The following is a 24,624-nucleotide window of genomic DNA, read 5'->3' on the forward strand; positions in this document are numbered from 1 at the left end:
CAGGCGCGTTCTGCACTGTCGCGTCATACCCGTTCGACCTGGAGCGTGCGGTCGCCGAACCGCACCGTGTCACCCGCCTTCAGCTCCACGGGGTGGCCGGGTGCCAACGCCGTCTCGGAGCCTCCCCGCACGATCGCGCTGCCGTTGGTCGACGCCCGATCGACGACGAAGAGACCGCGGCGGGCGGGCATCACGGCGATGTGCGTCTTCGACACCGAGCGGGTGTCGTCGAACACCGCGACGAGCTGGGTCTCGCCCTCTCCGGCGGCCGGGCTCGGCGAGCGGCCGAACAGCGTGGTGCCGCGGACCTCGATGCGCTCTCCCGTGTCGAGCACGAGGACGGCGCGCACCCCGGCGGGGGCGGCAGGCGCGGGAGCGGGGGATGCCGGCGCGGCCGACGTCGTCGGCGCAGGAGCGGGCGCTGAGGCGGGAGCCGGTGCCGAGGAGGGAGCCGGGGCCGCAGCGGAGGCCGCGGAAGCGGGACCCGGCGTCGAGGCGGGAGCGGGGGTCTGCGGGACCACGGCCGGGGCCGCCTGGACCGGGACCGGAGCTGGCACCGCCGGAGCCACCGCCGACGCCGGGGCCGGCGCGGGAACCGCAGCGGGCGCGGCGCCCGTCGGCTGCGGGGCGATCACCGGAGGCACGAACGGCGCGGATTCCGCGGCGGGAGGCGCGAAGGAGGTCGGCGCCGCAGGGGCCGGCGAGGGCGTGGCGGCCCCCGTCGCGAGGGACGGAGGCACCGCCGACACCATGGAACCGGAGACCTGCGGCTGCGCCGCATCGGGAGCTGTCGGAGTCGAGGTGCGGTGCGCGCCGATCACACCGCCGGACAGACGGGCGCTCGGCACGTACTCCGCAGGGGCGTCGCGATCGACCGGCGTCGCGAGAGACGGCAGCGGCGCCTGCTCCTCGACCTCCGGGGTCTTGACGCGCTTGCGGGCGATGCGCATGCGCTTCTGGTCGTAGGGGTTGAGGCCGCCGCGCACGTCCACGAACCAGGTCGCTGCCGCCAGGTCGAGCCAGCCGCGTCCACGGCGCTCGGTGTCGAACAGCGGCGAGAGCGCGATCACGAGCAACGGCCCGATGAGCGGCACCAGCAGCGACGCGTACGCGACGAGGTAGCGCACCACGGCGCCGCGCCAGAATCCGGGGCGCTCCAGCGTGCGCACGTTCACCGAGCGGATGCCGCAGATCGCCTTGCCGAGCGTGACGCCCTTGCGTCCGTGCAGCACCAGCTGCACCACGACGTACGCGGTCATGAGTCCCTGTGACACGGCGACGGCCACGATCGCCCAGACCCCGTTGGCGCCGCCGAAGACGGATCCCAGGTCGAGGGTGCCCGAGAGGGCCTGCGTGAGCGGAGGTGTGAGGACGATGATGGCCGGCAGGGCGATGAGCACCGCGACGAGCCATTCGATCAGCGCCGCGAGCACGCGGGCTCCTCGTCCGGCCGCACGGAGTCCGAGCGAGGCGGCATAGGCGGGATCAGGGCGTCCGTGCGCGTCGAGGCCCTCGATCACCGGGGCGTGATCGTCGATCTCCCAGATCACTCGGACTCCCCCTCTGCCTCGTCGGCGTGCGCCGTGTCGAGCAGCGGCAGGTCGTCCTTCGTCACCAGACGCGAGGCGATGACGTGCTCGACGAGACGCGCTCGGCGGTTGGTCGCGAGCAGGCGCTGCCCCCCGCGCATGCCGGGGACGCCGACGCGGTCGAACTTGTCGCACACGTTGTCGAGCTTGCGGTTGAAGCGGGTGACCGTCCATCCCAGCCGTTCTGCGGCCTTCGCGGATGTCGGGATGTCGCTCATCCCGGTGCCGTCTCTGCGCAGCTGCGGCTCCGCGAGCGCGAGGATCAGCAGCTTCTGGCTGAGGGTGAGCGGCACGTCGCCAATGGTCGAGGCGCCGCCGTCGTCGTGCTCACGGCGCGTGGCGCGGAAGGTCGGCTCGGCGGCGTGCACCGTCAGCTCGTAGGTCGTGGGTCCCGCGCTGAACACGATCGTCGTCATCTCGAACACGAGCGGCAGCCGGGCGCCCGGCGCGAGCCAGGCCTGCACGCCGCCGGCCGAGTCCGTCACCGTCGCCGTGAGGCGCGTGCCGACGTTCGACAGCCACCACAGGCCGTCGGCATCCGTGATCTCCAGGAAGTGGCGGTGCAGGAAGAGGTTGTCGTCCAGCTCCAGGTCGCCCTCTCGACCGACCACGAACCGGCCGCCGCGCTCCAGCGGGAAGAACTCCCCGGCGAACTCGACGGTCACGCCGCTCGTCCCGCTCACTCGACGCACCCCCGCACCGGCTCCGACGCGCGGCCGTCGTCACGGCGGAGCATCACGTCGACGCAGACCTTCCCCGCGCCCGCCGTGAACTGCGCCGTCGGCTCGGTCGTCTGCTGCGGGTCGACCTCACCGGACACCTCGACGACGTTCCAGATGAACGAGTCGCCCTCCTGCGGGTCCTTGTTGGTCCAGGTGAACGCGATCTGCTCGCCCGTCCTGGTGCCGCTGAGGTCGCCCACCTTCGGCACGACGTCGGAGACGACGTCCTGCGGGTCGGGGGCCTCCGACGTCGCCTGCGGAGTCGGTTCGATTCCGGAGACCAGGATGTTGAGCATCACGATCGCACCGACGACGACGGCGACTCCCGCGACCGAGAGCAGGATCCAGAGCCCCTTGCGTCCTCGAGGCGCCGTCGACGCCGTCTGCGCCGGGGCGTCGACGACGGGAGCGGCGGGCGGTGCGGCGGATGCCGAGGCATCCGGCGCGAGCACTCGAGGCGCGCGCAACAGCGTGCGCTCGTCGGCATCCGCTCCGAGCACCGGAGCGGGCACCCGGATCTGGGTCTCCTCGATCGACGGCGCCTGCGCGGCGGGGGGCGGATCGTAGCGCGGGACCTCGGGGAACACGACCGCCGGCGCCTTGCGCTCCGTCGTCGCCGACGGACGTGTGAAGGCGGCGACCTCGGGGTCGATGCTGACGATCTCCCTGACGCGGGTCAGCCCGTCTCCGTCGTCTTCCTGCTCCTCGGCCGGTGCGTGGTCGTCGACGATGTCGATCGGGGTGACCGAGTGCGACAGCTCGATCTGCACCTTCTGCAGGGCGCGGGCAAAGGCCACGGCGCTCGGGTAGCGGTCGTCGGGGTTCTTCGCCATCGAGCGCTCGAGCAGGCGCTGCAGGCTCTCCGGGGAGTCGGGGCGCGCGAGGGGCGGCAGGGCGGCGCGCTCGATGCGCTCGATGAGGTCGGCGCTGGAGTTGCGCTCCCCCACGCGTTCGAACGGCGAGCGACCGGCCAGCAGCGTGTACAGCGTCGCACCCAGGGCCCACACGTCCGTGCGCGGCCCGCTCTGCGGCGGCTCGGCGAACGACTCCGGCGGCGACCACGGGATGGACATGCCGGATGCTTCGCCCGTCGCGCCCGTCGTCGAGGCGATGCCGAAGTCGGTGAGGGCCGGACGGTTGTACTCGGTGACGAGGATGTTCGCCGGCTTGATGTCGCGGTGCAGAACCCCTGCCCGGTGAGCGGTCTCGACCGCACCGGCGACCTGCACGCCGACGCGCAGCGCCTCGGCGACCGAGAACGGCTCCTTGCGCGCACGCAGCTGCAGGTTCGGCCGGGGGCAGTACTCCATGACCAGATACGGGCGCCCATCGCCCGCGACGCCGGCCTGGTAGATCGTGACGATCGCCGGATGCGTCGAGAGCATCGCCATGACGTTCGCCTCGTCGGCGAACTCCTGCGCGGCGCCGCTGGAGATCCGGTCGGCGAGCAGCACCTTGACCGCGACCCGTCGGCGCGGCATCTGCTGCTCGTACAGGAAGACGTCGGCGAACCCTCCGGTGCCGAGCGGCTCCACATAGGTGAAGCCCGGCAGCTGCGGGGGCGGTGAGGGGCGACGGGTCACGGCAGGTCCTCGAAGGCCACGGTCACTCCGTCTCCCAGGTCGACGACGTCTCCGGACAGGACGAGCGTCTGCTCACCGGGATGCAGTCGAACGGGGTCGGCGCCTGGACGCAGCAGCGTCGAGCCGTTGGTCGTGTGCAGGTCGATCACGACGACGGTGTCGGCGTCGGGGCGCACCTCGAGGTGGCTGCGCGAGATGTCCTGCTGAGGGCTCTCCACCGCGACCAGATGCGGCAGGTTCTCACCGCTGGCGCGGGTGGATCGCGGACGCCGGCCGATGATCACGGTGCGGTCGAGTTCGACCACCTGGCCCGTGGAGACGCGGATGCGGCCGAAACCGGCCGAGGCGACGGGGATCACCTGGGTGGGAGCGTCGTCGGCCACGGGAGGCTGCTGGCGCAGCGCCCGCAGTTCGGCGGCCGAGATGGTCGCTCCGTCGTGGTCGCCCTCGGCCACGATCGGGAAGGGCGGAGGCGGCGGAGCGTCGACGAAACTCGGCGCGGTGTGCACGGTCTCGCCGAAGAGCTGATCGAACTCATCGATGTCGCTCAGGGGGGACAGCGTCTCGGTGGGGATCAGCGTGACCCCCTCGACCTCGTCCTCGTCCGACGGGTCCTCGTCGGATGCCGCGTCGGGCGCCTCATCCTCGTCGGACGGCGCCGCGGCGGGCTCGGACGGCTCCTCGACCGGCGCCTCGACCGACTCCGGGAGAACCGGGACCTCGTCGACCACCGGCTCCGCGGCCGCCGGCTCGGAGACCTCGGGCGCCGGATCGATCGGGGCCTCGACGGCTCCGTCCTCGGCAGAAGGCTCGGGCGCCGCAGCGGATGCGGGAGCGTCGACCGGGGCGGCTCCGGCGACCGGCGGCACGGGAGCGACGTCGACGATCGGCGGCACGGGAGCGACGAGAGGCGGGACCGGTGCGACAGCCGCACCGAACAGCGCGAGCGCCGGAGCGGGTACGCCTCCCAGGACCGCGGCGGACACGCCGCTCTCCTCGGACTCGATCACCGGGGCCGGGCCCAGCACGGCGACGATCCGCTCGGCGTCGCTCGCCTCGAGCTCAGCGCTCACGGCCGCGGCCCGCACGACCCCGCTCTGCACCGGGAGCGCGGAGACGGCATCCGACTCCTCCACCGTGATCTCGATGCGGGTGGCGCCGCCGACGAAGCGCTCGCTCCAGGTGGTCACCTCCGCGCCGGTGAACTCCTGCGCGGACTCCGTGCCGCTGCTGATCCTGGCCACGACGCCGCCGCGCAGCGCGATGCGGACGTCGGTGCCCTCCGCGACGGCCGCCGCGAACGGCGGCAGCGCGGTGAACGATCCCCCGACGCTCGTCGTGAGCACGTCGACCACGCTGGCGAGGGTCTTCTCGGCGGGGAGCCTGTCCCACAGCCGCGCCACGAGGTCGGCGGGCGCGTCCGGCGGCAGTGCGACGAGAGCCCCCGGAATCACGATCAGGTGCCACTGTCCCGGTCGATAGATCGTCTGCATCAGCGAACCCCTCCTGCTGCCTCGCGCGGACGCGTGTCCATGTCGATGTCGGTGTCGTCGGTCTCCAGCAGCGTGCCGGGGCGCGAGGCCACCGACACGGCATCCGCGATCACGACCGTGATGTTATCGCGTCCTCCGGCATGCAGGGCCTCGGCGACGAGAACGTCTGCGGCCTCCTGCGGGTCCGTCGTCAGCGTGAGCACTTCGCGGATCCGCCCGTCGGAGAGCTCGGAGGTGAGGCCGTCTGAGCACACCATGATCCGGTCGCCGAGCTCGGCGGGGAAGAGCCAGTAGTCGGCATCCCCCGTGCTGCTCGCTCCGATCGCCCTGGTGATGATGTTGCGCCGCCGATCGGTGGCCGCGTCCTCGGGGGTGAGCTGCCCCGCCTCGATGAGCTCCTGGACGACCGAGTGGTCGACCGTGATCTGCTCGAGCTCTCCGTCGGCGAGACGATACGTGCGGGAGTCTCCGATGTTCAGCGCGAGCCAGTAGCCCATGCCGTCGACCGAGGCGATCACGACGCCGCTGAGCGTGGTGCCGGCGCGGCCGTTGCCCGAGGTCGACAGATGCTCGACTCCCTCCCGTGCCCGCTCCAGGGCGAAGCGGACGTCGTCGAGTGCGAGGGATGCCCGGCCGATGAACAGCGCGAACTCCTCGATCACGGTGGCGCTCGCGCGCTCTCCCGCCTCGTGGCCGCCCATGCCGTCGGCGACGACGAACACGGGCGAGCTCGCCAGGTACGCGTCCTCGTTCAGGGCGCGTCGCAGCCCCGGGTGCGTCGCTGACCCGGTGGTGACGACGAGTCCGGGCCTCACGCGTAGCCGCCGACCGTGACGATGCGATCGCCGATCTCGATGGCGTCGCCGAGCCGCACCGGCACGCGCTGGCCGGCGGGGCAGGCGATGCGCTGGCCGTCGCGCACGATGGTCATGCCGTTCGTGGAATGGCGGTCGAGGACCCAGCCGCCGGAGATCTCGGATGCCGCCTCGAAGTGCGTCTTCGACAGCGACAGCGTCTCATCGCGCACGGGCACCAGCACGGCGCCGTCTTCGGGGGCGGGGTTGCGGCCGAAGATCGTGCGGCGCGACACCGGGACCCTGGTGCCGTCGTCCCACGTGAAGATCAGGCGGTGGCCGGGGATGCTGATGCGGGTCTGCTCGAGCTCCGCCTCGTCCTCCGCGCCGTCGACGGGGAGCGCATCCTGGGCAGGCGGCGCTGCGGGGGCGGGAGGCACGGCGGGAGCGGGCGGCACGGCGGGAGCGGGCGCCGCCGCAGGAGCAGGCGGAGCGGCGAGGGTCGGCTCGGCGGCGATCGGCGTTGCGGGCGCGGGGCGCTGCACCACCGTCTCATCGAGCGACGGGTCGAGGTCCGACGCCGCCGGAGCGGCAGCGGGCTCGGGTGCAGCCGCGGCCGGGGGGCGGGGCTGGGTGACGCCGGGCACGAAGGCGATCAGCGACCCCGCGTCGGCCTGCTCGACCGGCTCCGGGTGGACGGTCGCGGGCTGAGCAGCCGGCGCCGGCTGAGACGCGGGCACGACCGGAGCCGGAGGAACGGCGGGTGCGGCGGGGACGACCGGCGCCGCTGGAGCCGCGGGCGCTGCGGGTGCCGCGAACGCCCCGGGGTGCTGCGGAGCGGCCGGAGCGGGGATGCCGGGGACCGGCGGTGCAGCGGGGATGCCGGGGAACCCCTGGGCCGGAGCCACCACGGGGAACGCCGTCGTCGCCGGAGCGGCGGGCTGCGCCGGGACCGCCGTCGACGGTCGCCGCGCGTCGAGCACACGAGCATCCGCGACACGGTCGTGCCAGCCCTGGAACCGGCCGGAGCCGTCGAACAGCGGGGAGAAGTATCCGACCACGACGCTCGCGGTGAGCCAGAAGACGATATTGCGCAGCAGAGCGCGTCCGAAGCGGATCGGGGAGCCGTCGGTCGCCGAGGCGAGCCGCACGCCCTGCGCGCGCATGCCGAACGAGCCCTTGCCGGTCTGCATCACGGTGTAGGCGACGGCCCAGCCCATCATGACCAGAAGGAGCAGCCCGTAGCCGATCGGCATCACGATCATGAGGTTCTCGATGGGCCTGGTGCTGAAGGCGATCACGGCGACGACGATGAAGCCGACGATCGCGATCGCCCCGGCGATCAGGGCGTCGATCAGGTAGGCGATCGCGCGCCGCGGGATCGGCGCGCTGCTCTCGATCGCGGGCTGGCTCATGGGGTCTCGCTCTCGGGTGCGGGGGGCGTCTTCGCAGCGGTGCTGCTCTTGATCGTGCCAGGTTCACGGCGGACGCGCGCGGTGGCGGCATCCTTCAGGTTCTGCATTCCGGTCGCCACGGCGGTGCCGCCCATCAGCGAGCGCAGGCTCAGGCGCGCCTTCATCCTCTTGAAGAAGCCCGCCTCCTTGCCGAGCCCGCCGACGAGTCCGTCGACCTCCGCCCAGAACGCGTCCACGTCTTCAGGGGTCGGATCGGCGGGTCCGAACACCTCGGCGTCGGCGCGCTCGGCGAGCGTCGTGACCTGCGGGAGGGTGAGGGCGGTGGCCACGGTCGCGGCCTCCTCGACCCTGGTGCCGCCGGGCGCGACCCTGGCTCCGTAGTCGACGGCGCGATCGGTCAGCTCGTCCCACCCGCCGCTGATGCGGTCGGACGCCCTGGCCGCGTTGCGCCGCGAGCGACGCTTGGCCGCCTTCCACGCGCCGATCACGATGAACGGCGACGCGAGCAGCGCGAGGATGCCGAGCGTGATGCCGCCGACCGCGAGGATGATGCCGATCAGCCCCGCGAGGTTGAACGTCTCGTCCTCGCCCTTGCGGTCGTCCGGCAGCGTCGGCGGGAGGTCGACCGGCTCCTGCGGCGGGGGCGGCGGCTGCAGCACCTGCGGCTTGGGGTCGACCTTCGGCTTGGTGTTCTGGTCGTTCGGGACCTTGTCCTCGGGCGGGGTCGGGTTGAAGGTGAGCCAGCCCACCCCCTCGAAGTTGACCTCGACCCACGCGTGCACGTCGTCGCCCGTGGCCGCGAACTCGGGGTCTCCCTCGCGCTCCTCGTCGGGGTAGTACCCCATCACCACGCGGGCCGGAATGCCGACCTCACGCGCGAGCAGCGCCATCGCGACCGCGTACTGCTCGTCGTCGCCGATCATCTGATCGCCGCCGATGAGCGTCGAGATGCGCTCGGCCGTGTGGCCGGCGCGCGAGAGGACCTCGCCCTCCAGACCGTGGCTGAAGAAGCCGCCCTCGGCGAGGAACGTCTCCAGCGCGCGGACGCGCTCGATGGGCGACTCGGCGCCGGCGACGGTCTCGGACGCGAGGGAGGTGAGCTCCTCCGGAACGTTGCTCTGCTTCGGGAGGGGCACCTTGCCGAAGTCGACGTCGGCCAGCTGGGTGTCGTCGAGCGGCGCGGGCATGACCGTGTCGATCGTGTAGCTGTCGCCCTTCTTGAGCTTCGACGTGACGACCGCCGTGCCGGTCTCGGTGTTGTAGTAGCCCGTGCGGCGCAGCTCCTCTGCGCGACCGCCCGTGAAGTCGATCGCGGAGACGGCGCCCGCGTCGGGCACCCACACGCCGTTGTAGCGGTCGATGTCGACCTTCAGCGTGACGGGGACGCCCTCGGCCTCCGGTGACATGTTCGACCGGAGCGGCGCGAACGCACTCGACGAGTCGGGTCCGCCGTCGGTGACGTTGTAGACCATGCCGTCGTACTGATCCATGACGGCGATCCGGATGCGCGCCCCCTTGGGCAGCCCCTTCACGGTGAACAGCGTCTCGTCTGCTTCGTCGCGCACGTTCTTGCGGAAGGACTGCAGCGGACTCGGATAGTCGCGGATGTTGAACGGCGGGATGATGACGTCGCGGAAGACGTGCCGGGGTTGCGCCGGCGCGGCGACCGCGCTCGTGGCGATGCCCGCACCACCCGCGACGACAAGCACCGCCGCGCCCGCGATGAGGCGCCGCATGCGCATCTGGGTGGCGCGAGAGGAGTCGACCTCACTCACCGACACGGCGTCGTTCTGCGGCGCCCACAGCTGGCGGAGCGCGAGCCACGCGATCGCCATGACGGCGAACACCAGACCCTGGGCGAGCGGGAACGCCGGCTCGGGCGTGCCCAGCACGATGACGAGCATGAGCAGTGCACCGGCGGGGATCAGAGCCCAGGCGACCCGAGAGAGCCGGAGGGCGAGGGATGCCGTCAGCACCGTGCCGACGAGCGCGAGCAGGAACGGCACGATGAGGTGCCCGTCCGCCGCCGCCACCGGGGCGACGGTGGTGAGCATCTGCTTCCACGAGGTGACCGTGCCGAGCGCGAGGCGCTGGAGGGTGTCGAGCGTCGGCACGACCCCGAGGAGCGTGGTGTGCGGCAGGGCGAGGGCGCCGCCGAAGACGAAGTACGCCGCGACGGTCAGTCCGGCGATGATCAGGATGCCCCAGCGTCGCCAGGCGGCGACCGCGGAGATCGCGAGACCCAGGAGGATGCCGCCGATCGCGGCCGGGAGGTACGAGCCGCCGGCGAACGTCGGCCAGAAGCCGACCATGGAGACGCCGACGAGCAGCGCGGACGCTCCGAGGTCGAGGATCCAGCGGCGCAGCGGCAGCGCCGTGGCCGTGGTGGCGGGTGCGGTCATGCGAGAACCTTCTGGAGCGCGAGGGGGATCTGCTCGAGCGAGCCGACGGTGACGACGTCGGCGTCGCCGATGCGGCGGAGCGCGGGAGAGGATGTCGAGCGGTCGGCGACGATGGCGAGAACGCGTGCGCCGAAGGGCAGGCGGGAGCATGCCAGACGGAGGTCGTCCGAGCGCACCTTGGACCCGCAGATCAGCACGACGACGCTGGCGAGGGGCATGGTCCTGGCGACGACGCCGGCGAGGTCCTCGATGCCGCCGCGGCGGGGCTTGGAATGGGTCACGGCCGACAGCGAGTCGAGCAGCTGCTTGCCGGTGCCCGCGGGGAGCTCGCGCCCCTGCACGCGGACGTCGACGCGCTGCGAGTCGCGGATGGCCCGCAGGCCGATGGAACCGGCGACCGAGATCGCGAGCTCGAAGTCGTCTCCTGTGGCGTACTCCGCCGCGGCGCGGGAGAGCCCGATCACGAAGTGCGAGCGCCGGGTCTCCTCGTATTGCCGCACCATCATCGTCCCGGTGCGCGCGGTGGACTTCCAGTGCACGTGGCGCAGGTCGTCGCCGGGCTGGTACTCGAGCAGGGCGTGGAACGAGACGTCGTCGCGCGAGAGGTCGGCGGCGGGAAGACCCTCGAGGTCGCGCAGGTACCCGAGCGACTGGCCGTCGAAGAGGATGGTCTTCGGATGCACGAAGAGGTCGACGGGGTCGTCGCGGCGGTGGGCGCGCTCGAACAGGCCGAGCGGGTCTCCGCGCACGACGCTGACGGGGCCGACCTTCACGACACCGCGCTTCTGCGTAGGGATGGCGAAGAGCTCCTCCGCCTCCTCACCGGGCGCGAGCCGCTGGATGCCGAACTCGCCGCGGCCCGATCCGACGGGCAGCACCACACGGGAGGGCAGGATCGCCCTCGTACCGCGGTTCGCGAGCTTCAGGCCGCCGACCGCGCGCTCCCCCACGACGACGCGCGTGCGCGCGAGGTCGAGGGACACGTCGTAGGCGGTGCGCCCGATCAGGAACAGAGCGCAGAGGACGACGGTGATCGCGATGACGACGGCGGCGACGGTGAACTCCGCCCATCCGGCCACCTGACCGAGGATCCAGAAGCCGACGGCGAGCGCCATCAGCACCCATGCCAGCGGCCGGATCGCCGCGGTGACCTTGCGGAGGCGCGCGAGGCCGCGCGCACCGATGACCGCCGCGACGTCGCGCCAGCCGGCGTCGCGGGCGATCGGCGCAGCCTCGAGTGCCTCCGTCGTCATCACGCGGCCGATCGCGCCTGCGGCGCCGCGATGTTCTCGAGCACGCGGGCGATCACGATGTCGCTCGTGGTGCCGGCGAACTCCGCCTCGGCATCCAGCAGCAGACGGTGCTGCCAGACCGGACGTGCGAGGGCCTTGATGTCATCCGGCAGCACGAAGTGACGGCCGTGGGCCGCCGCCCACACCTTCGCCATGCGCACCATCGCGATCGCGCCGCGGACCGAGACGCCGAGGCGGATGGCGGGGTCCTTGCGCGTCGCCTCGGAGAGCTCGGCGACGTAGCGCAGCACGGCGGGCTCGACGTGCACGGATGCACCGAGGTCGGCCATGTCGGCGACGGCGCTCGTCGTGATCACGGCGGACAGCGCGGCCGACGGGTTGCGGTCGGATGCTCCGGCCAGGATGCTCTCGGTGATGGCGAGATCGGGGTAGCCGATCGAGGTCTTGATGAGGAAGCGGTCGAGCTGCGCCTCGGGGAGCTTGTAGGTGCCCGCCTGCTCGATCGGGTTCTGCGTGGCGATCACGAGGAACGGCCGGCCGGTCTCATGGGTCACGCCGTCGACGGTGACGCGCGACTCCTCCATGACCTCCAGCAGCGCCGACTGCGTCTTCGGCGACGCGCGGTTGATCTCGTCGGCGAGCACGATCGAGGCGAAGATCGGTCCCTTGTGGAACTCGAAGCGGTGCGACTGCTGGTCGTAGATCGTGACGCCGGTGACGTCGGACGGCAGCAGGTCGGGGGTGAACTGGATGCGGGCGCTGGTGCCCTGCACGGTCGCGGCGAGCGCCTTCGCGAGGCTCGTCTTGCCGGTGCCGGGGGCGTCCTCGAGCAGCACGTGGCCCTCGGCGAGCATGGAGGCGAGCACGAGCGAGACGATCTCGCGCTTGCCCTGCACGGCCTTGTCGACGTTGTCGACGAGGCGGGTGAAGGTGCCCTGGAACCAGGCGGCCTGTTCGGGGGTCATTGTCATGAGCGTGGTGCTTCCTGTTCTGTATGTGTCGTTCGAGAGAGCGTCAGTACCAGACCATCGCCGTGGCGTATCTGTCGAGCTCTTTGATGTAGACGCGGATCGTGTTGCCGGGGAACCCGTAGTAGCAGTTGAGGTCGACGCTGCCGTTCGCGGGGACGTACGACAGCGTGCCGCCACCCCACTTGTTGCCGTCGTCGCACTGCAGGTGGTAGTTGCCTGGACTGTTGAAGTTCGCCACGGTCAGCCTGACCTTGGCGCAGGAGGACGAGCCGCAGTCGGGCCAGGACCCGGAGGCGCCCTTCTCGGTCTTCAGCACCTCGGCCGGCGGGTCGTTGGTGCGCGCGGAGTCGGAGGCCTCCGGTGACCACTGGCCGGCGCTGTCCTGCGCCCTGACCTTGATGCTGTGGGTCTCCTTGTATCCGCCGCCGACGGTCCGGGAACCGCTCACGGCGACGTTCTGCCAGCCGCCGCCGTCGACGCTGATCTGCACGACGTCGATCTTGCGGCCGTTGCCCGAGCCGGAGGCATCCCAGTTCAGCTGCACCTGCGTGCCGAGGTTCTTCGCCGTCGCCTTGGGGGCGAACGGCACACCGTACGGCACCGCCGAGGCCGCATTCGACGTGGCGCCCGAGTATGTCGTGCCGTCGACGGTCGCGACCCCCTTGACCTCGACCTTGTAGGTCGTGCCGTTGGTGAGCCCGGAGATCCGCGTACCGCTCAACGCCTGCCAGCTTCCGCCGTTGAGTCGGTACTGGTAACTCACCTCGCCCGTGCGCGCGCCGTTGCGGGAGCCCGGGGTGTAGGCGATGTCGATGAACCTGTCACCGGGGGTCGCCGTCAGGCCGGTCGGCGCCCCGGGGGCGTTCACTCCGCGGCGCGGGGCCGACATCGGGCTGTACTCTCCCCAGCCCGCCTTGTTGGTCGCCTTGATGCGGAACGTGTAGGCGGTCTCCGAGGTCGGCAGAGTGACCGCCTGGCTGGTGGCGCCGGCGCCGGGCGTCACCGTGCGCCTCAGCGTGGACCCCTCGTAGATCTCCAGCTGGTAGCCGTCGATCGCGTCGCCGTTGCTGTTCGGGGCGGCCCAGTTCACCTGCATCTGCGCCTGGTCGCCCACGCTCGGGATCTCCGTCGTCGTCGGCGCCGCGGGCGCGAACGGGGGGCCTGCGGGGATCTCGGATGCCGACCAGCCGCTCCAGCTCGACGGCTCGGGCGCCTTGTTGTGCGCCTGCACGCGCACCTGGTAGTTGGAGCCGTTCTCCAGCCCCTCCCAGGTGATCGAGTTGCCCGTCACCTCTTTCTGGGCGATGCCAGACGGCGGGGCGGGCGAGATCTCGAGCGTGTACCTCTCCACGGGCGAACCCGGCGTCGACGGGGTCACCCAGCTCACCTGGAGCGACTTGTCGCCGAACTTGAGCGACGGCGGGTTGGGCGTGTCCGGACGAGCGTCGGGACGCGCCACCTCGGAGGTGCCGGACGGCTTGCCCTCGCCGACGCGGTTCGTCGCGGTGACGCGGAACGTGTACTCGACGTTGTTGGTCAGCCCGTCGAGCGTGCACGTCGTCGACTGGCACTCCTTGCGGTAGGAGGAGCCCTGCGCCGAGGTCACCGTGTACTTGGTGATCTCCGCGCCGTTGTTCGACGGCGCCGCGAAGGAGATGACGACGGTGCGGTCCTGCACGCTCGTGACCGTCGGCGCGCCCGGGGCCTCTGGCACGCCCTGCACGGTGACGACGACCTGGCCGTTGGCCTCGCGGTCGGGATCGTCGGTCGCATCCTTGATGCGGTAGCGCACCACCATCGTGCCGACGAAGTTCGCCGACGGGGTGACCACGAGCTCGTCGCCCTTCTTCGAGACGTCACCCGAGCCGGACTCGACGACGTACGACACGATCTCGAGCGGCGTCTCGGGGAAGGGGTTGAAGTCGTTGGCGAGGACCGGGACCGTCACCGACTTGCCCTGATCGGCCTGGCCGACGGTGTCGGTGTTGGCCGCGGGCAGAGCACGGGTGGATGCCGCGACGATCACCGAGACCGTGCCCTCGACGGGCTCGGTCTCGCCGTCGCTGATGCGCACGTCGAGGGTGAGGGCGGTGCCCTTCTTCGCGCTCGACGCGGCCTCGACGAGCAGCTTGTCGCCGTCGACCTTCGCGGTCACGCCCTTGCCGTCGCCGCCCACGAACGCGAAGGTGTGCTCGTCTTCCGGGTCGGGGTCTGTGGTGAGCGCGGCGAGGTCGAGCGCCGTGGCCTTCTCGCCCGGCGCGACCTGCACCTGTCCGCTGACGAACGTCGGCTGCTGGTTCTCGGGCGGGAGCACGTCGATCGGGATCGTGAGAGTCGCCTTGCGCCCCTCTGGGTCATCGGGCCCCGTGCCGTCGGTCACCTCGAAGGTGATCGCGTCCTGACCGAAATAGCCGGCCGCGGAGGTGTAGACGAGCGTCGACTCGTCCTTCACCAGATCGGCGCCGTCGGCGTGCACAGCGGAGACCTTGGCGTGCTCGGTGATGCGGGCCGTGCCGCCTCCGGCCACGGTCACGTACTTCGAGAGCGGGAGCGAGATGGTCTCGCCGCTGACCACCTGCACGGGCTTGGTCGAGTCGATGGTCGGACGCAGGCCCGACACGGCCGGCACGAAGATGAACGCCGACGCCTGCAGACCGTCCTGGTCCGTGAGCGTGTACCGGATGAGCTGCTGCTCGTCCGTGACGGTGACCCTGACCTTGCCGTTCTGCAGCGCCGTCGCCCCGGCGCCGAGGTCGAGATCGAGGGAGTCGGTCGTGCCGTCGGGGTCCTCGTCGTTCGTGAGGATCTCGATGTCGGCGGTCAGCCCGCCGTCCTTGAGGTCGTCTGGACGCACCCGGTCGTCGCGCGCGACCGGCGCCTGGAGCGGCACGTCCTCGTCGACCGTGACCTGCAGGATCGCGGATGCCGTGGCTCCTCTGGCGTCGCGGATCGTGTACTGCAGTGACGTCTCGAGAGACCTGTCCGGGGCCTGCACGAGCACACGGTCTCCCGAGACCCTGGCCTCGAGCTCCTTCGGGACCTCGAGTCCGCCGTTCTTCTCGCTGACGAGCGTGATCTCGTCGCCCTCGGGGTCGGAGTCGTTGGCCAGCACGGGGACGGCGATCTCACGACCCGGACGCACGACCACGGCATCCTTCACCGCGTACGGATCCTGGTTGACCTGCTCCGGTGGGGCGATGCCGACGCGGATGGTCGCGATGCCCTCCTTGCCGAGGTGGTCGCGCACCCGGTACTTGAAGGTGTCGACGCCGCTCGAACCCGTGAAGGCCTCGTAGGTGAAGTAGTTCGCGCCCGTCTCGTTGATGCGGCCCTTGGTGGGGCTGGAGGCGATGTCGAGGAGCTCGACCGAGTCGCCGTCGGCGTCGATGCCGTCCAGCGGCACGGCGATGCTGATCTCCGTGCCCGCGAGGGCTCGGGCGACGAGGTCGCGCGGCCGCGGCGCCGCGTTGGTGTCCTCGTCGACGGGGAGGATCTGGATCGTCACGTAGCCCGCGGCCTTCTGCTGACGCGAGTCGACGGCCTCGTACGTGAGGTAGACGGTCTTCGCCTCCGGCCCCGCCTTGAAGCGCACGGTGTCCTGCGACACGAACGCCTCGCCGTCGTCCGGGTCGACGAACGGCTCGATGAGCTCCGGGGCGACGTGCATGACGTCGTCGTTCGGATGCGTGTCGTTGTCGAGAACGGGGATCGTCACGACGTCGCCGGCCCGCACGGTGACCGTGTCGGGGTTGGCGACCGGCTGCATGATCGTGTCGGGCGCGGGGATCGGGATGACGACGACCTCGCCCTCTGCCGACTTCGACCCGTTCGAGATCGTGTAGGTGATGCGCGCCTGACCGGTGAGCGACCCCTGGTCGGTGATGCGCAGCGTCTCGTGGTTGATCACCGAGACGGAGACGCCGGAGCTGGGCTCCATCGACACCGACTGGACCACGAGGATGCCGCCGCCGGGGTCCTCGTCGTTGGCGAGCACCCCGATCAGCACGTCGCCTCCGGAGGGCAGCAGGGCGACGTCGCGCACGGCGACGGGAGCGAGGTCGGATGCCCCGGCCTCGAGCACGTCGACGCGGACGAGCCCCTCGCCGTTCTTGGGCCCGGCGGTCGCGAGGTACTGCACGTAGTAGGTGCCGGGTGCGTCGGCGGAGAAGGTGAACGTCTTGTTCGTGAAGTCGGGGATGACGGTGGCGCCGGGCACCTCGTCGACCCGGCCGAGACGCAGCGGCTCCCTGCTGGAGCTCGTGTCGTTCGTGAGCGGCGCGACGGTGACCTGCTCGCCGACGCGGGTGACCACGTGATCGGCGTTCGTCTTGGGGTCGGTCGTGCCGGGAGGGCGGACGTCGATCGTGATCGACGCGGTGCCGACCTCGCCGGAGCCGTCGGCCACCGCGACCTCGATGTCCTTGCGGCCCTGCAGGCTCGCCGTGGCCTTGTACGTGATCTGTCCGTCGGTGCTGAAGTCGACCTCGTCGCCGGGGGCGGCCGCCACCGCCTTCAGGTAGATGTCATCTCCGTCGGGGTCGATCCAGTCGGGGAGGATGTTGTACGACACCGTCCCGCCGCTCTCGACGGTGAGGCTGGTCTTGCGCTTCGGCGCAGGCGCGCCGTTCACGTCCCAGTCGTGCACCGAGAGGGTGACGGCGGCGGTGTCCTTGCCCTTGCGTCCGTCGTCGGCCTCGTAGGTGAAGGTCGCCGAACCCGTCGCCTTCTCGTCGACGGCGATCTGCAGGGATCCGCCGTTCTGGATCGGCTGCACGGTGCCGATCGAGGGCTGCTGCTCGGCGAGCGCCGCCACGAGGACGTCCCCGTCGGGGTCGTTGTCGTTGTCGAGCACCGGCAGGAGGATGGAGGCTCCGGGCCGCACCCCGAAGGAGTCGTCCTCCGCCACGGGCGGGGTGTTCTCCTCCTTGCGGTCGGGGAGGGTGGTCTCGACCGTCTCCTGGGTCGTGTCCTCCTCGTTCTCCGCCTCGCCCTCCGGGGGCGTCAGGTCGTTCCAGTTGTCGACGCGCTGCAGGCTCTCATCGGCCATCCAGGCCGCTCCGCCGACGGCGTCGTTGAGGATGATCACGTCGCGGTTCACGCGGAAGGTCAGCGAGGCGGCGTCTTCGGCCCCGTCGATCTTCGCCTCCACGTCGTCGGCGTCGCCAGGACAGTCGCGCACGAACCGCGCCGAGCCCGCCCATGCGCCGTAGAAGCACCCGCGCAGCGACACGGGGACGGCCGGATTGCCCGTGCCGTCGACCGCGGTCTCGGTCGGATCGCTCCCGTCGAGCGGCACGCTGAGCAGCGCCGACGGCGTCGCGATGGCCACGGAGTCTGCCGCGGCGGACGACTGCTGCAGCACGGCATCCGCCGCGTCGGGGATCTCGGTGCGGAAGCCACCGGGGGTCGTGACGACACCGGCAGCGGCATCCATCACGACGGCCGTGCGTCCGACCGCGGTGATCGTGGGCGCCTCGTCGGTGTCGATGTCGCCGACCGACGCCTCGGACGGATCGAGGGGCTCGCCCTCGTTGTCGACGGGGATGGTGACGACCTCGCCGCGGGCGGCGGAGAGGCCGAACACGGTGCCGTCGTCGGCGACCGCCACGTCGGCGCCGTCGCCGAGCTCGGCGGTCGGGTCGACCGCCTCGATCTTGAAGCCCGCGATGGCCCTGACCGCGATGACCCAGAGGTTTCCGGACTTCGGATCGAGGATCGCCGCCGTCTTGTTGCCGAGCACGACCTTCGCGGACGATGGGATGCCGGAGCTGTCGCCGAGTGCGACGCGGGCCGGGTCGACGGCCGTGAGGGTGGAGGAGCCGCGATCGACGACGAGGACGTTGCTCTCGTCCTGCAGGATGTCGTAGTTCTCACCGGTCGTGCGCAGGCCGCCGTCGAGGACCGTGGACTCGTGGTTGAAGTGCCCGACGAGCAGGCTCGAGGTCTTCGTGATCCAGACGCCGCCGTCGTTCAGCTCGACCTTGGTGGTGGGGTTGCCGTCGTAGGCGAACGCGAGGGTGGTGATCGCGATGGCCGCGGCGGCCACGCCGGCGGCGGAGGCCAGCGTCTTCGGACGCGCACGCATCCATGACAACGCCTTCATCCCCGGTATCCCCCCTGGGTTGTGCACTCTCGGACTCGGCCGACACGCCCGAGGGCGCGCGGCATACCAGATGAGTCTAACTTGCGCGGCGGACGCTCTCGATGGGGAGGAGTCCCCACCGAGAGCGCCCGGCGCGCACGGGCCGAACGCCTGCTAGAAGTTGCCTTCCCTGGCGCTCGACGGGTTGCCGCCGATGATGTTCAGACCCTTGCGGGTGACGAAGCCGTTCCAGCAGTCGATGATCACGGAACCGTTCGACGGGATGTTGACCGGGAAACCCGCGTTGGTGGAGAACACGCTGCCGTCGGCCGTGCACTCGACCCGGTACGAGCCGCCGGCGAAGTTCTTCGTGTTCAGCTGCAGGTTGTAGCAGGGACCGCCTCCGACGCTGGTGCAGCCGTTGGTCTTGGCATTGCCCCGCGTGACCCACGCCTCGGGCACGGGCTGGCTGTCGGTGACGGCGGATGCCGACACGACGTTCGACCACTGGCCGGCCTCGTCCTTGGCCTTGACCTGGATGCTGTGCGTCTCGCTGTAGCCGCCGCCGAGGCTGCGACTGCCGTTGAGTCCGAGGTCCTGCCATCCTCCGCCGTCGAGGCTGACGAGCACCTGGGTGATCGCACGGCCATTCGCAGCCGGAGGAGACCACGCGACCCTGACCGAGGTGCCCTGGTTGGTCGCGGAGGCGCCGGGGTTCTGCACGGGTCCGTACGGCCTCAGAGCCCCCGAGGCCGCCGATGGCGCACCGGGCTGCGACTCCTGGCCGCCGACGACCGAGTAGGCCCTGACCCGCACGGTGTAGCTGCTGCCGTTCGCGGCGTTGATGCGCGTGCCGTCCCAGTTGCGGCTCCAGGCGCCGCCGCTGAGGGAGTACTCGTAGCGCACCTCTCCTCCGGAGGCGCCGTTGGTGTCGGAGAGCGAGTACGAGACGGTGACGTACCCGTCGTGCTCCTGAGTGCCGGTGATGGTCGGGGCCCCTGGGCTGCCGAAGGCGCGCTGCGGCGCGGAGGCCGGGCTCTGCGCGCCCCACCCGGCCTTGTTCCGCGCCCGCACCGAGTAGGTGTAGTCGGACGTGGACGTGTCGACGTTCACGGTCTGGCTGAGCTGGGTGCCGGGGATGCCGGGGATGCGGTTCACGACCCCGCCTCCGCGCATCACGACGAGCTCGTACTCGGCGATCGCGTCGCCGTTCTGCGGCGCGGCGGCCCAGGACACCGTCATCTGCACCTGCTTGCCCACCGACGGCGCGCTCTTCGCCGTCGGCGCAGCGACCGTGCCGGGCACACCGGCCGGGATCTCGCTCGCCGACCAGCCGCTCCAGCTCGACGGCTCCGGTGCGCGGTTGTGCGCCTGGATCTGGATCTGGTAGTTCGAGCCGTTCTCCAGCCCCTCCCAGACCAGGGAGTTGCCGGTGACCCCGGACTTCTCCGAGATGCCCGAGGGCGGGGCCGGAGAGATCTGCAGCGTGTACGACTCGACAGGCGAGCCCGGCGTCGTGGGCGTCGTCCACGAGACCTTGAGGCTCTTGTCGCCGAACACGAGCTTCGGCGGCTGGGGGGTGTCCGGACGCGCGTCGGGGCGGGCCACCGCGGAGGTCGGAGACGGCTTGCCGTCGCCGACGCGGTTGGTCGCCACGACCTGGAACACGTACTCGACGTTGTTCGTCAGACCGTCGAGCGTGCAGGTCGTCGACGTGCACTTCTTCGTGTAGTTCCCGGCCACGGACTTCACGGTGTAGGAGGTGATCTCCGCGCCGTTGTTCGAGGGCGGCGACCACGACAGCACGACGGTGCGGTCCTGGACGCTCGACACGGTCGGCGTTCCCGGCGCCTCCGGCACGCCCTGCACGGTCAGCACGATGCGTCCGTCGACCTCGCGATCGGCATCCTTCGTCGCATCCTGGATGCGGTAGCGCACCACCATCGTCCCCACGAACTCCGCAGCGGGCGTGACCTTCACCTCGCCCGCGGTGAACGAGACGGTTCCCGATCCGGTCTCCGTCGCCGCGGAGACGACCTTGAGCGGCGTCTCCGGGAAGGGGTTCACGTCGTTGTCGAGAACCGGGACCGTGACGGTCTTGCCCTGGTCGGCCTCGGGCACCGTGTCGGTGTTCGCGGTCGGGAGCGATCGGGTCGAGGCGGCGACCAGCACGGCCACCGACCCCTCGACCGGCTCGGTCGTGCCGTCGTCGATGCGCAGCCCGACGGTCGTGCTCGTGCCCTTCGGCGTACCGGAGTCCGCCTCGACGAGCAGCTTCGAGCCGTCGATGCGCGCCTTCACCCCGCCGGACGGCTGGTCCACGATGCTGAAGCGGATGCCCTTCGCGTCCTCGGGGTCGGGGTCGGTCGTGAGGGCGGCGAGATCGAGCGGCATCGCGGGCTCGCCCGGAGCGACCTCGACCTGGCCGTTCACGAACACGGGCTGCTGGTTCTCGGGCGGGAGCACGGTGATCTGGATCGTCAGCGTGGCCTTGCGACCCTCGGGGTCGTCAGGACCCGAGCCGTCGGTCACCTCGAACGTCAAGGCGTCCTTGCCGAAGTACCCCTGCTTCGACGTGTAGACGAGGGTCTTCTCATCCTTGATCAGGGACGAGCCGTCGGCGTAGACGGCACTCACCTTCGCGGCCTCGGTGAGGAGCACATCGCCGCCGCCGGCGACCGTGACGTACTTCGACAGCGGCAGCTCGACAGTCTCACCGCTCTTGACCTCGACCGGCTTGGTCGAGGTCAGGGTCGGACGGAGCTCGCTCATCGCGGGGACGAAGATGAAGGCGGATGCCTCCTGGTCGTCCTGATCGGTGATCGTGTAGCGGATGAGCTGGCGCTCCTGGCCGACCGTGACGCGGATCGTGCGGTCCTCCCGCACGACGCCGCCTGCCCCGACCGAGAGGTCGAGCGCGTCGACGGTGCCGTCGGGGTCGTCGTCGTTCACGAGCACCTCGACGTCGACCTTCAGGCTGTCCTGCACGTCGGAGGCGACGATGCGGTCGTCGCGCGCCGTCGGCACCTTCAGCGGAACGTCCTCGTCGACGGTGATCTGCAGCACCGCGGTCGCGGTCGCTCCCCTGGCGTCGCGGATCGTGTACTGGATCGACGTGTCCATCGCCTTGTCCGGCGCGGTGACCACGACGCGATCGCCGGACACCACGGCCTTGACGCCGGCATCCGGCGGGATCTCGAGCCCCTTCTTGACGAGCGAGATCGCGTCGCCCTCGGGATCGGAGTCGTTCGAGAGCACGGGCACCGCGATCGTGCGACCCGGGCGCACCACGACGGTGTCCTTGACCGCGTACGGAGCCTGGTTCGAGGCGTCACCGGGGGCGATGCCGACCCTGATGGTCGCGACGCCCTCCTTGCCGAGGCGGTCGCGCACCCGATAGGTGAACGAGTCGACGCCGGTGGCGTCGCCGAACGCCTCGTAGACGAGGTAGTTGCTGCCGGTCTCGGCGACCTGGCCCTTCGACGGCGCGCTCTCCTGCCCGACGAGCTCGACCGAGTCGCCGTCGGTGTCGATGCCGTCGAGCGGGATCGCGATGCGCACGGTCGATCCGCTCAGCGCGCGGACCGTGAGGTCCTTGGGCTTGGGGGCGGAGTTCGCCTCCTCGTCGATCGGCCGCACCTGGATCGTGACGTACCCGGCGTCCTTCTGCCCGAGGGAGTCGACGGCCTGATACGTCAGGTAGACCGTCCCCGGGGTGTCGGAGGCGCGGAACCGGACCGTGTCCTGCGACACGAACGCCTCGCCGTCCTCCGGGTCGACGAGCGGCTCGACGAGGTCGGGGGCCACGTGCAGCACGTCGCCGTTGGGGTGCGTGTCGTTGTCGAGCACCGGGATCGTGACGACGTCGCCCGCACGGACGACGACCTGGTCGTCGTTCGCGACCGGCGGCATCAGCTGCTCGGGGCGCGGGATCGGGATGACGACGACCTCGCCCTCTGCGGTCTGACTGCCGTTGGAGATGCGGTAGCCGATCCGCACGGTCTCGTCGAGCGCGCCCTGGTCGCCGATGCGCAGGGTCTCGTGGTTGAGCACCGACACCGAGATGCCGCTGTGCGGCGGCACGGTGACCGACTGCACGACGAGGATGCCGCCGGCCGGATCGGAGTCGTTGCCGAGCACGCCGACGAGCACCTCGCCGCCGGCGGGGAGCAGGGCGACGTCGCGCACCGCGATCGGCGGGAGCTCGGTCTCGCTCGGCTCCAGCACGTCCACGCGGACGAGACCGGGAACCGCGTTCGGGCCGGCGCTGACCAGATACTGCACGTAGTAGACGCCCGCGGCATCCGACTGGAAGGTGAACGACTTGTTCGGGAAGTCGGGGACGATGATGGCGCCCGGGGTCTCGTCGACCTTGGCCAGGCGCAGCTGCTCACGGCCGGAGCTCGTGTCGTTGACGAGGGGCGCGACGGTGACGGCCTCCCCCACGCGGGTCACGACGTGGTCGGCGTTCGTCTTCGGGAGCGTGGAGCCCGCCGGCCGGACGTCGAGCCGGAGCACGCCGGTCGAGGTCTCGCCGAGCCCGTCGGCGACCCTGATCTGGATGTCCTTGCGCCCCTGCATGCTCGCGACCGCGCGGTACGTGACCTGACCGTCCGTGGTGAAGTCGACCTCGTCGCCGGGCGCCGCCACGACGTCCTGCAGGTAGATGTCGTCGCCGTCGGGGTCGAGCCAGTCCGGGAGCACGTTGTAGGAGACCGAGCCGCCCTCCTCGACCGCGATGCCGGTCGTGCGGCGCTGGACGGGCGCGCCGTTGGTGTCCCATCCGTGCACCGAGAGCTGCACGTTCGCGGTGTCCTTGCCGCCGCGGCCGTCGTCGACCTGGTACTCGAACGACCCGCCGCCGGTCGCGTCCTCCGGGACGGCGATCTGCAGGGAGCCGCCGTTGTTGACGGGCTGCACCTCGCCCAGCGCCGGCTGGCTCTGCGCGAGCGAGGCGACGAGCACGTCGCCGTCGGCGTCGGTGTCGTTGTCGAGCGCGGGCAGCATCGTGGTGCGACCCGGCCGCACGCCGAACTCGTCGTCCTCCGCGACAGGGGGCGTGTTCTGCTCGCTGCGCTCGGGGAGCGTGGTCTCGACCGTCTCCTCGGTGGTGTCCTCCTGGTTCTCCGTCTCCCCCTCCGGCGGGGTGATGTCGTTCCAGTTGTCGACGCGCTGCAGGCTCTCGTTGGTGAGCCAGGCGGCGCCGCCGACCGCGTCGTTCAGCACGATGACGTCGCGGTTCACGCGGAACACGAGGCTCGTGGAGTCCTCGGCATCCGGGATCTTCTCGTTCACGTCGCTCGCATCGCCCGCGCAGTCGCGCACGAAGCTCGCCGACCCGGCCCAGGCCCCGTAGGTGCAGCCGCGCAGCCACACCGGGGCGGCGGGCACGCCCTTGCCGCTCGCCTCGGTCTTCGTCGCCTCGCCTCCGGCGAGCGGAACGCTCAGCAGCGCAGACGCGGTCGCGACGGCCACGGCGTCGGTCGCCGCCGACGGCTGCTGCAGCACGGCATCCTCCGCGTCGGCGATCTCGGTGCGGCCGCCTCCCGGGGTGATCACGACGCCCGCGTCGCGATCGAGCACGACCGGCTTGTCCCCGACCGCGGTGATCGAGTGCTCTCCCGACGGATCGATGTCGCCGACCGACGCCGACGACGGCTTGAGCGCCTGGCCCTCGTTGTCGACGGGGATGGTGACGACCTCGCCCTTGTCGGCGGAGAGGCCGAACACGGTGCCGTCCTTCGCGACGGCGACGTCGGCGTTCTCCCCGAGCTCCGCCGTGGGGTCCGCCGCCTTGAGCTCGAAGCTCGCGATGCCCTTGACGGGGACGACCCAGAGGTCGCCCGACTTGCGGTCGAGGATCGCCGCGGTGGCGGCGCCGAGTGCCACCTTCGCCGAGCCGGGGATGGACGCGGAGTCTCCCAGCGCGACGCGCGCCGGGTCCACGGAGCTGAGCGTCGCAGCTCCCGTGTCCACGACGAGGACGTTCGCGGCATCCTGCAGGATGTCGTAGTTGTCGCCGCTGGTGCGCAGCCCGCCGTCGAGCACGGTGGACTCGTGGTTGAAGTGCCCGATCAGCAGGCTCGACGTCTTGGTGATCCAGACGCCGCCGTCGTTCAGGTCGACCTTCGTCGTGGGGTTGCCGTCATAGGCGAAGGCCATCGTCGTGATCGCCACGGCGCTCACCGTGACGGCGGCCGCGGAGGCCAGGGTCTTCGGACGTGTCCGTACCCATGACAGAGCCTTCATTTCGCGGTGTCCCCCCGGTCGATGTCCACCGCCCTGGCGAGGACGGTCGACGCACCTGTCGAGTCTAACCG

Annotated in this window: 11 protein-coding genes; all 11 read right to left on the reverse strand. The window is 71.1% G+C overall.

Annotated elements, in window-relative coordinates; genetic code table 11:
- Positions 1-23 precede the first annotated feature (23 nt).
- Positions 24-1,550: an RDD family protein gene (locus tag LC438_RS18805; RefSeq protein ID WP_308116185.1), complete on the reverse strand. Its 1,527-nt coding sequence runs from the start codon at positions 1,548-1,550 to the stop codon at positions 24-26.
- Positions 1,547-2,254, reverse strand: a complete 708-nt coding sequence (locus LC438_RS16275) for a hypothetical protein (protein ID WP_223587192.1) — start codon at positions 2,252-2,254, stop codon at positions 1,547-1,549. Before LC438_RS16275 ends, LC438_RS18805 begins: the two co-directional genes overlap by 4 nt.
- Before the next feature lie 14 nt (positions 2,255-2,268).
- Positions 2,269-3,894 (reverse strand): serine/threonine-protein kinase, encoded by a 1,626-nt coding sequence (locus LC438_RS16280; protein ID WP_223587193.1) that lies wholly within the window; start codon positions 3,892-3,894, stop codon positions 2,269-2,271.
- Positions 3,891-5,387, reverse strand: coding sequence for an FHA domain-containing protein (locus tag LC438_RS16285; protein WP_223587194.1), 1,497 nt, complete (start codon positions 5,385-5,387; stop codon positions 3,891-3,893). Before LC438_RS16285 ends, LC438_RS16280 begins: the two co-directional genes overlap by 4 nt.
- Positions 5,387-6,202 (reverse strand): PP2C family serine/threonine-protein phosphatase, encoded by an 816-nt coding sequence (locus tag LC438_RS16290; RefSeq protein ID WP_223587195.1) that lies wholly within the window; start codon positions 6,200-6,202, stop codon positions 5,387-5,389. Before LC438_RS16290 ends, LC438_RS16285 begins: the two co-directional genes overlap by 1 nt.
- Positions 6,199-7,596 carry an RDD family protein gene (locus LC438_RS18580; RefSeq protein WP_263294835.1) on the reverse strand — a complete coding sequence of 466 codons (1,398 nt, stop codon included), beginning with the start codon at positions 7,594-7,596 and terminating at the stop codon, positions 6,199-6,201. The genes LC438_RS16290 and LC438_RS18580 overlap by 4 nt, the downstream gene beginning before the upstream one ends.
- Entirely contained in the window at positions 7,593-9,998 is a 2,406-nt protein-coding gene (locus LC438_RS16305) for a transglutaminase domain-containing protein (protein WP_223587196.1), read from the reverse strand. Before LC438_RS16305 ends, LC438_RS18580 begins: the two co-directional genes overlap by 4 nt.
- Positions 9,995-11,251 carry a DUF58 domain-containing protein gene (locus LC438_RS16310; RefSeq protein WP_105673863.1) on the reverse strand — a complete coding sequence of 419 codons (1,257 nt, stop codon included), beginning with the start codon at positions 11,249-11,251 and terminating at the stop codon, positions 9,995-9,997. Before LC438_RS16310 ends, LC438_RS16305 begins: the two co-directional genes overlap by 4 nt.
- Positions 11,251-12,222, reverse strand: a complete 972-nt coding sequence (locus LC438_RS16315) for a MoxR family ATPase (protein WP_105673861.1) — start codon at positions 12,220-12,222, stop codon at positions 11,251-11,253. The genes LC438_RS16310 and LC438_RS16315 overlap by 1 nt, the downstream gene beginning before the upstream one ends.
- 43 nt (positions 12,223-12,265) lie before the next feature.
- The gene (locus LC438_RS16320; RefSeq protein ID WP_223587197.1) at positions 12,266-18,307 is read right to left on the reverse strand and encodes an Ig-like domain-containing protein; all 6,042 of its coding nucleotides are present in this window, start codon (positions 18,305-18,307) and stop codon (positions 12,266-12,268) included.
- A 171-nt stretch (positions 18,308-18,478) separates the two neighbouring features.
- Positions 18,479-24,553, reverse strand: coding sequence for an Ig-like domain-containing protein (locus LC438_RS16325; RefSeq protein ID WP_223587198.1), 6,075 nt, complete (start codon positions 24,551-24,553; stop codon positions 18,479-18,481).
- Between the last annotated feature and the right edge of the window lie 71 nt (positions 24,554-24,624).

The sequence above is a fragment of the Microbacterium sp. OVT16B genome, assembly GCF_019969705.1.
Classification (GTDB): Bacteria; Actinomycetota; Actinomycetes; order Actinomycetales; family Microbacteriaceae; genus Microbacterium; species Microbacterium natoriense.

Excerpts from the sequence above, each read along its gene's own strand:
- LC438_RS16285 (WP_223587194.1), bottom strand. The coding sequence starts at position 5,387 with ATGCAGACGATCTATCGACCGGGACAGTGGCACCTGATCGTGATTCCG.
- LC438_RS18580 (WP_263294835.1), bottom strand. The coding sequence starts at position 7,596 with ATGAGCCAGCCCGCGATCGAGAGCAGCGCGCCGATCCCGCGGCGCGCG.
- LC438_RS16305 (WP_223587196.1), bottom strand. The coding sequence starts at position 9,998 with ATGACCGCACCCGCCACCACGGCCACGGCGCTGCCGCTGCGCCGCTGG.
- LC438_RS16310 (WP_105673863.1), bottom strand. The coding sequence starts at position 11,251 with ATGACGACGGAGGCACTCGAGGCTGCGCCGATCGCCCGCGACGCCGGC.
- LC438_RS16315 (WP_105673861.1), bottom strand. The coding sequence starts at position 12,222 with ATGACAATGACCCCCGAACAGGCCGCCTGGTTCCAGGGCACCTTCACC.
- LC438_RS16320 (WP_223587197.1), bottom strand. The coding sequence starts at position 18,307 with ATGCGTGCGCGTCCGAAGACGCTGGCCTCCGCCGCCGGCGTGGCCGCC.
- LC438_RS16325 (WP_223587198.1), bottom strand. The coding sequence starts at position 24,553 with ATGAAGGCTCTGTCATGGGTACGGACACGTCCGAAGACCCTGGCCTCC.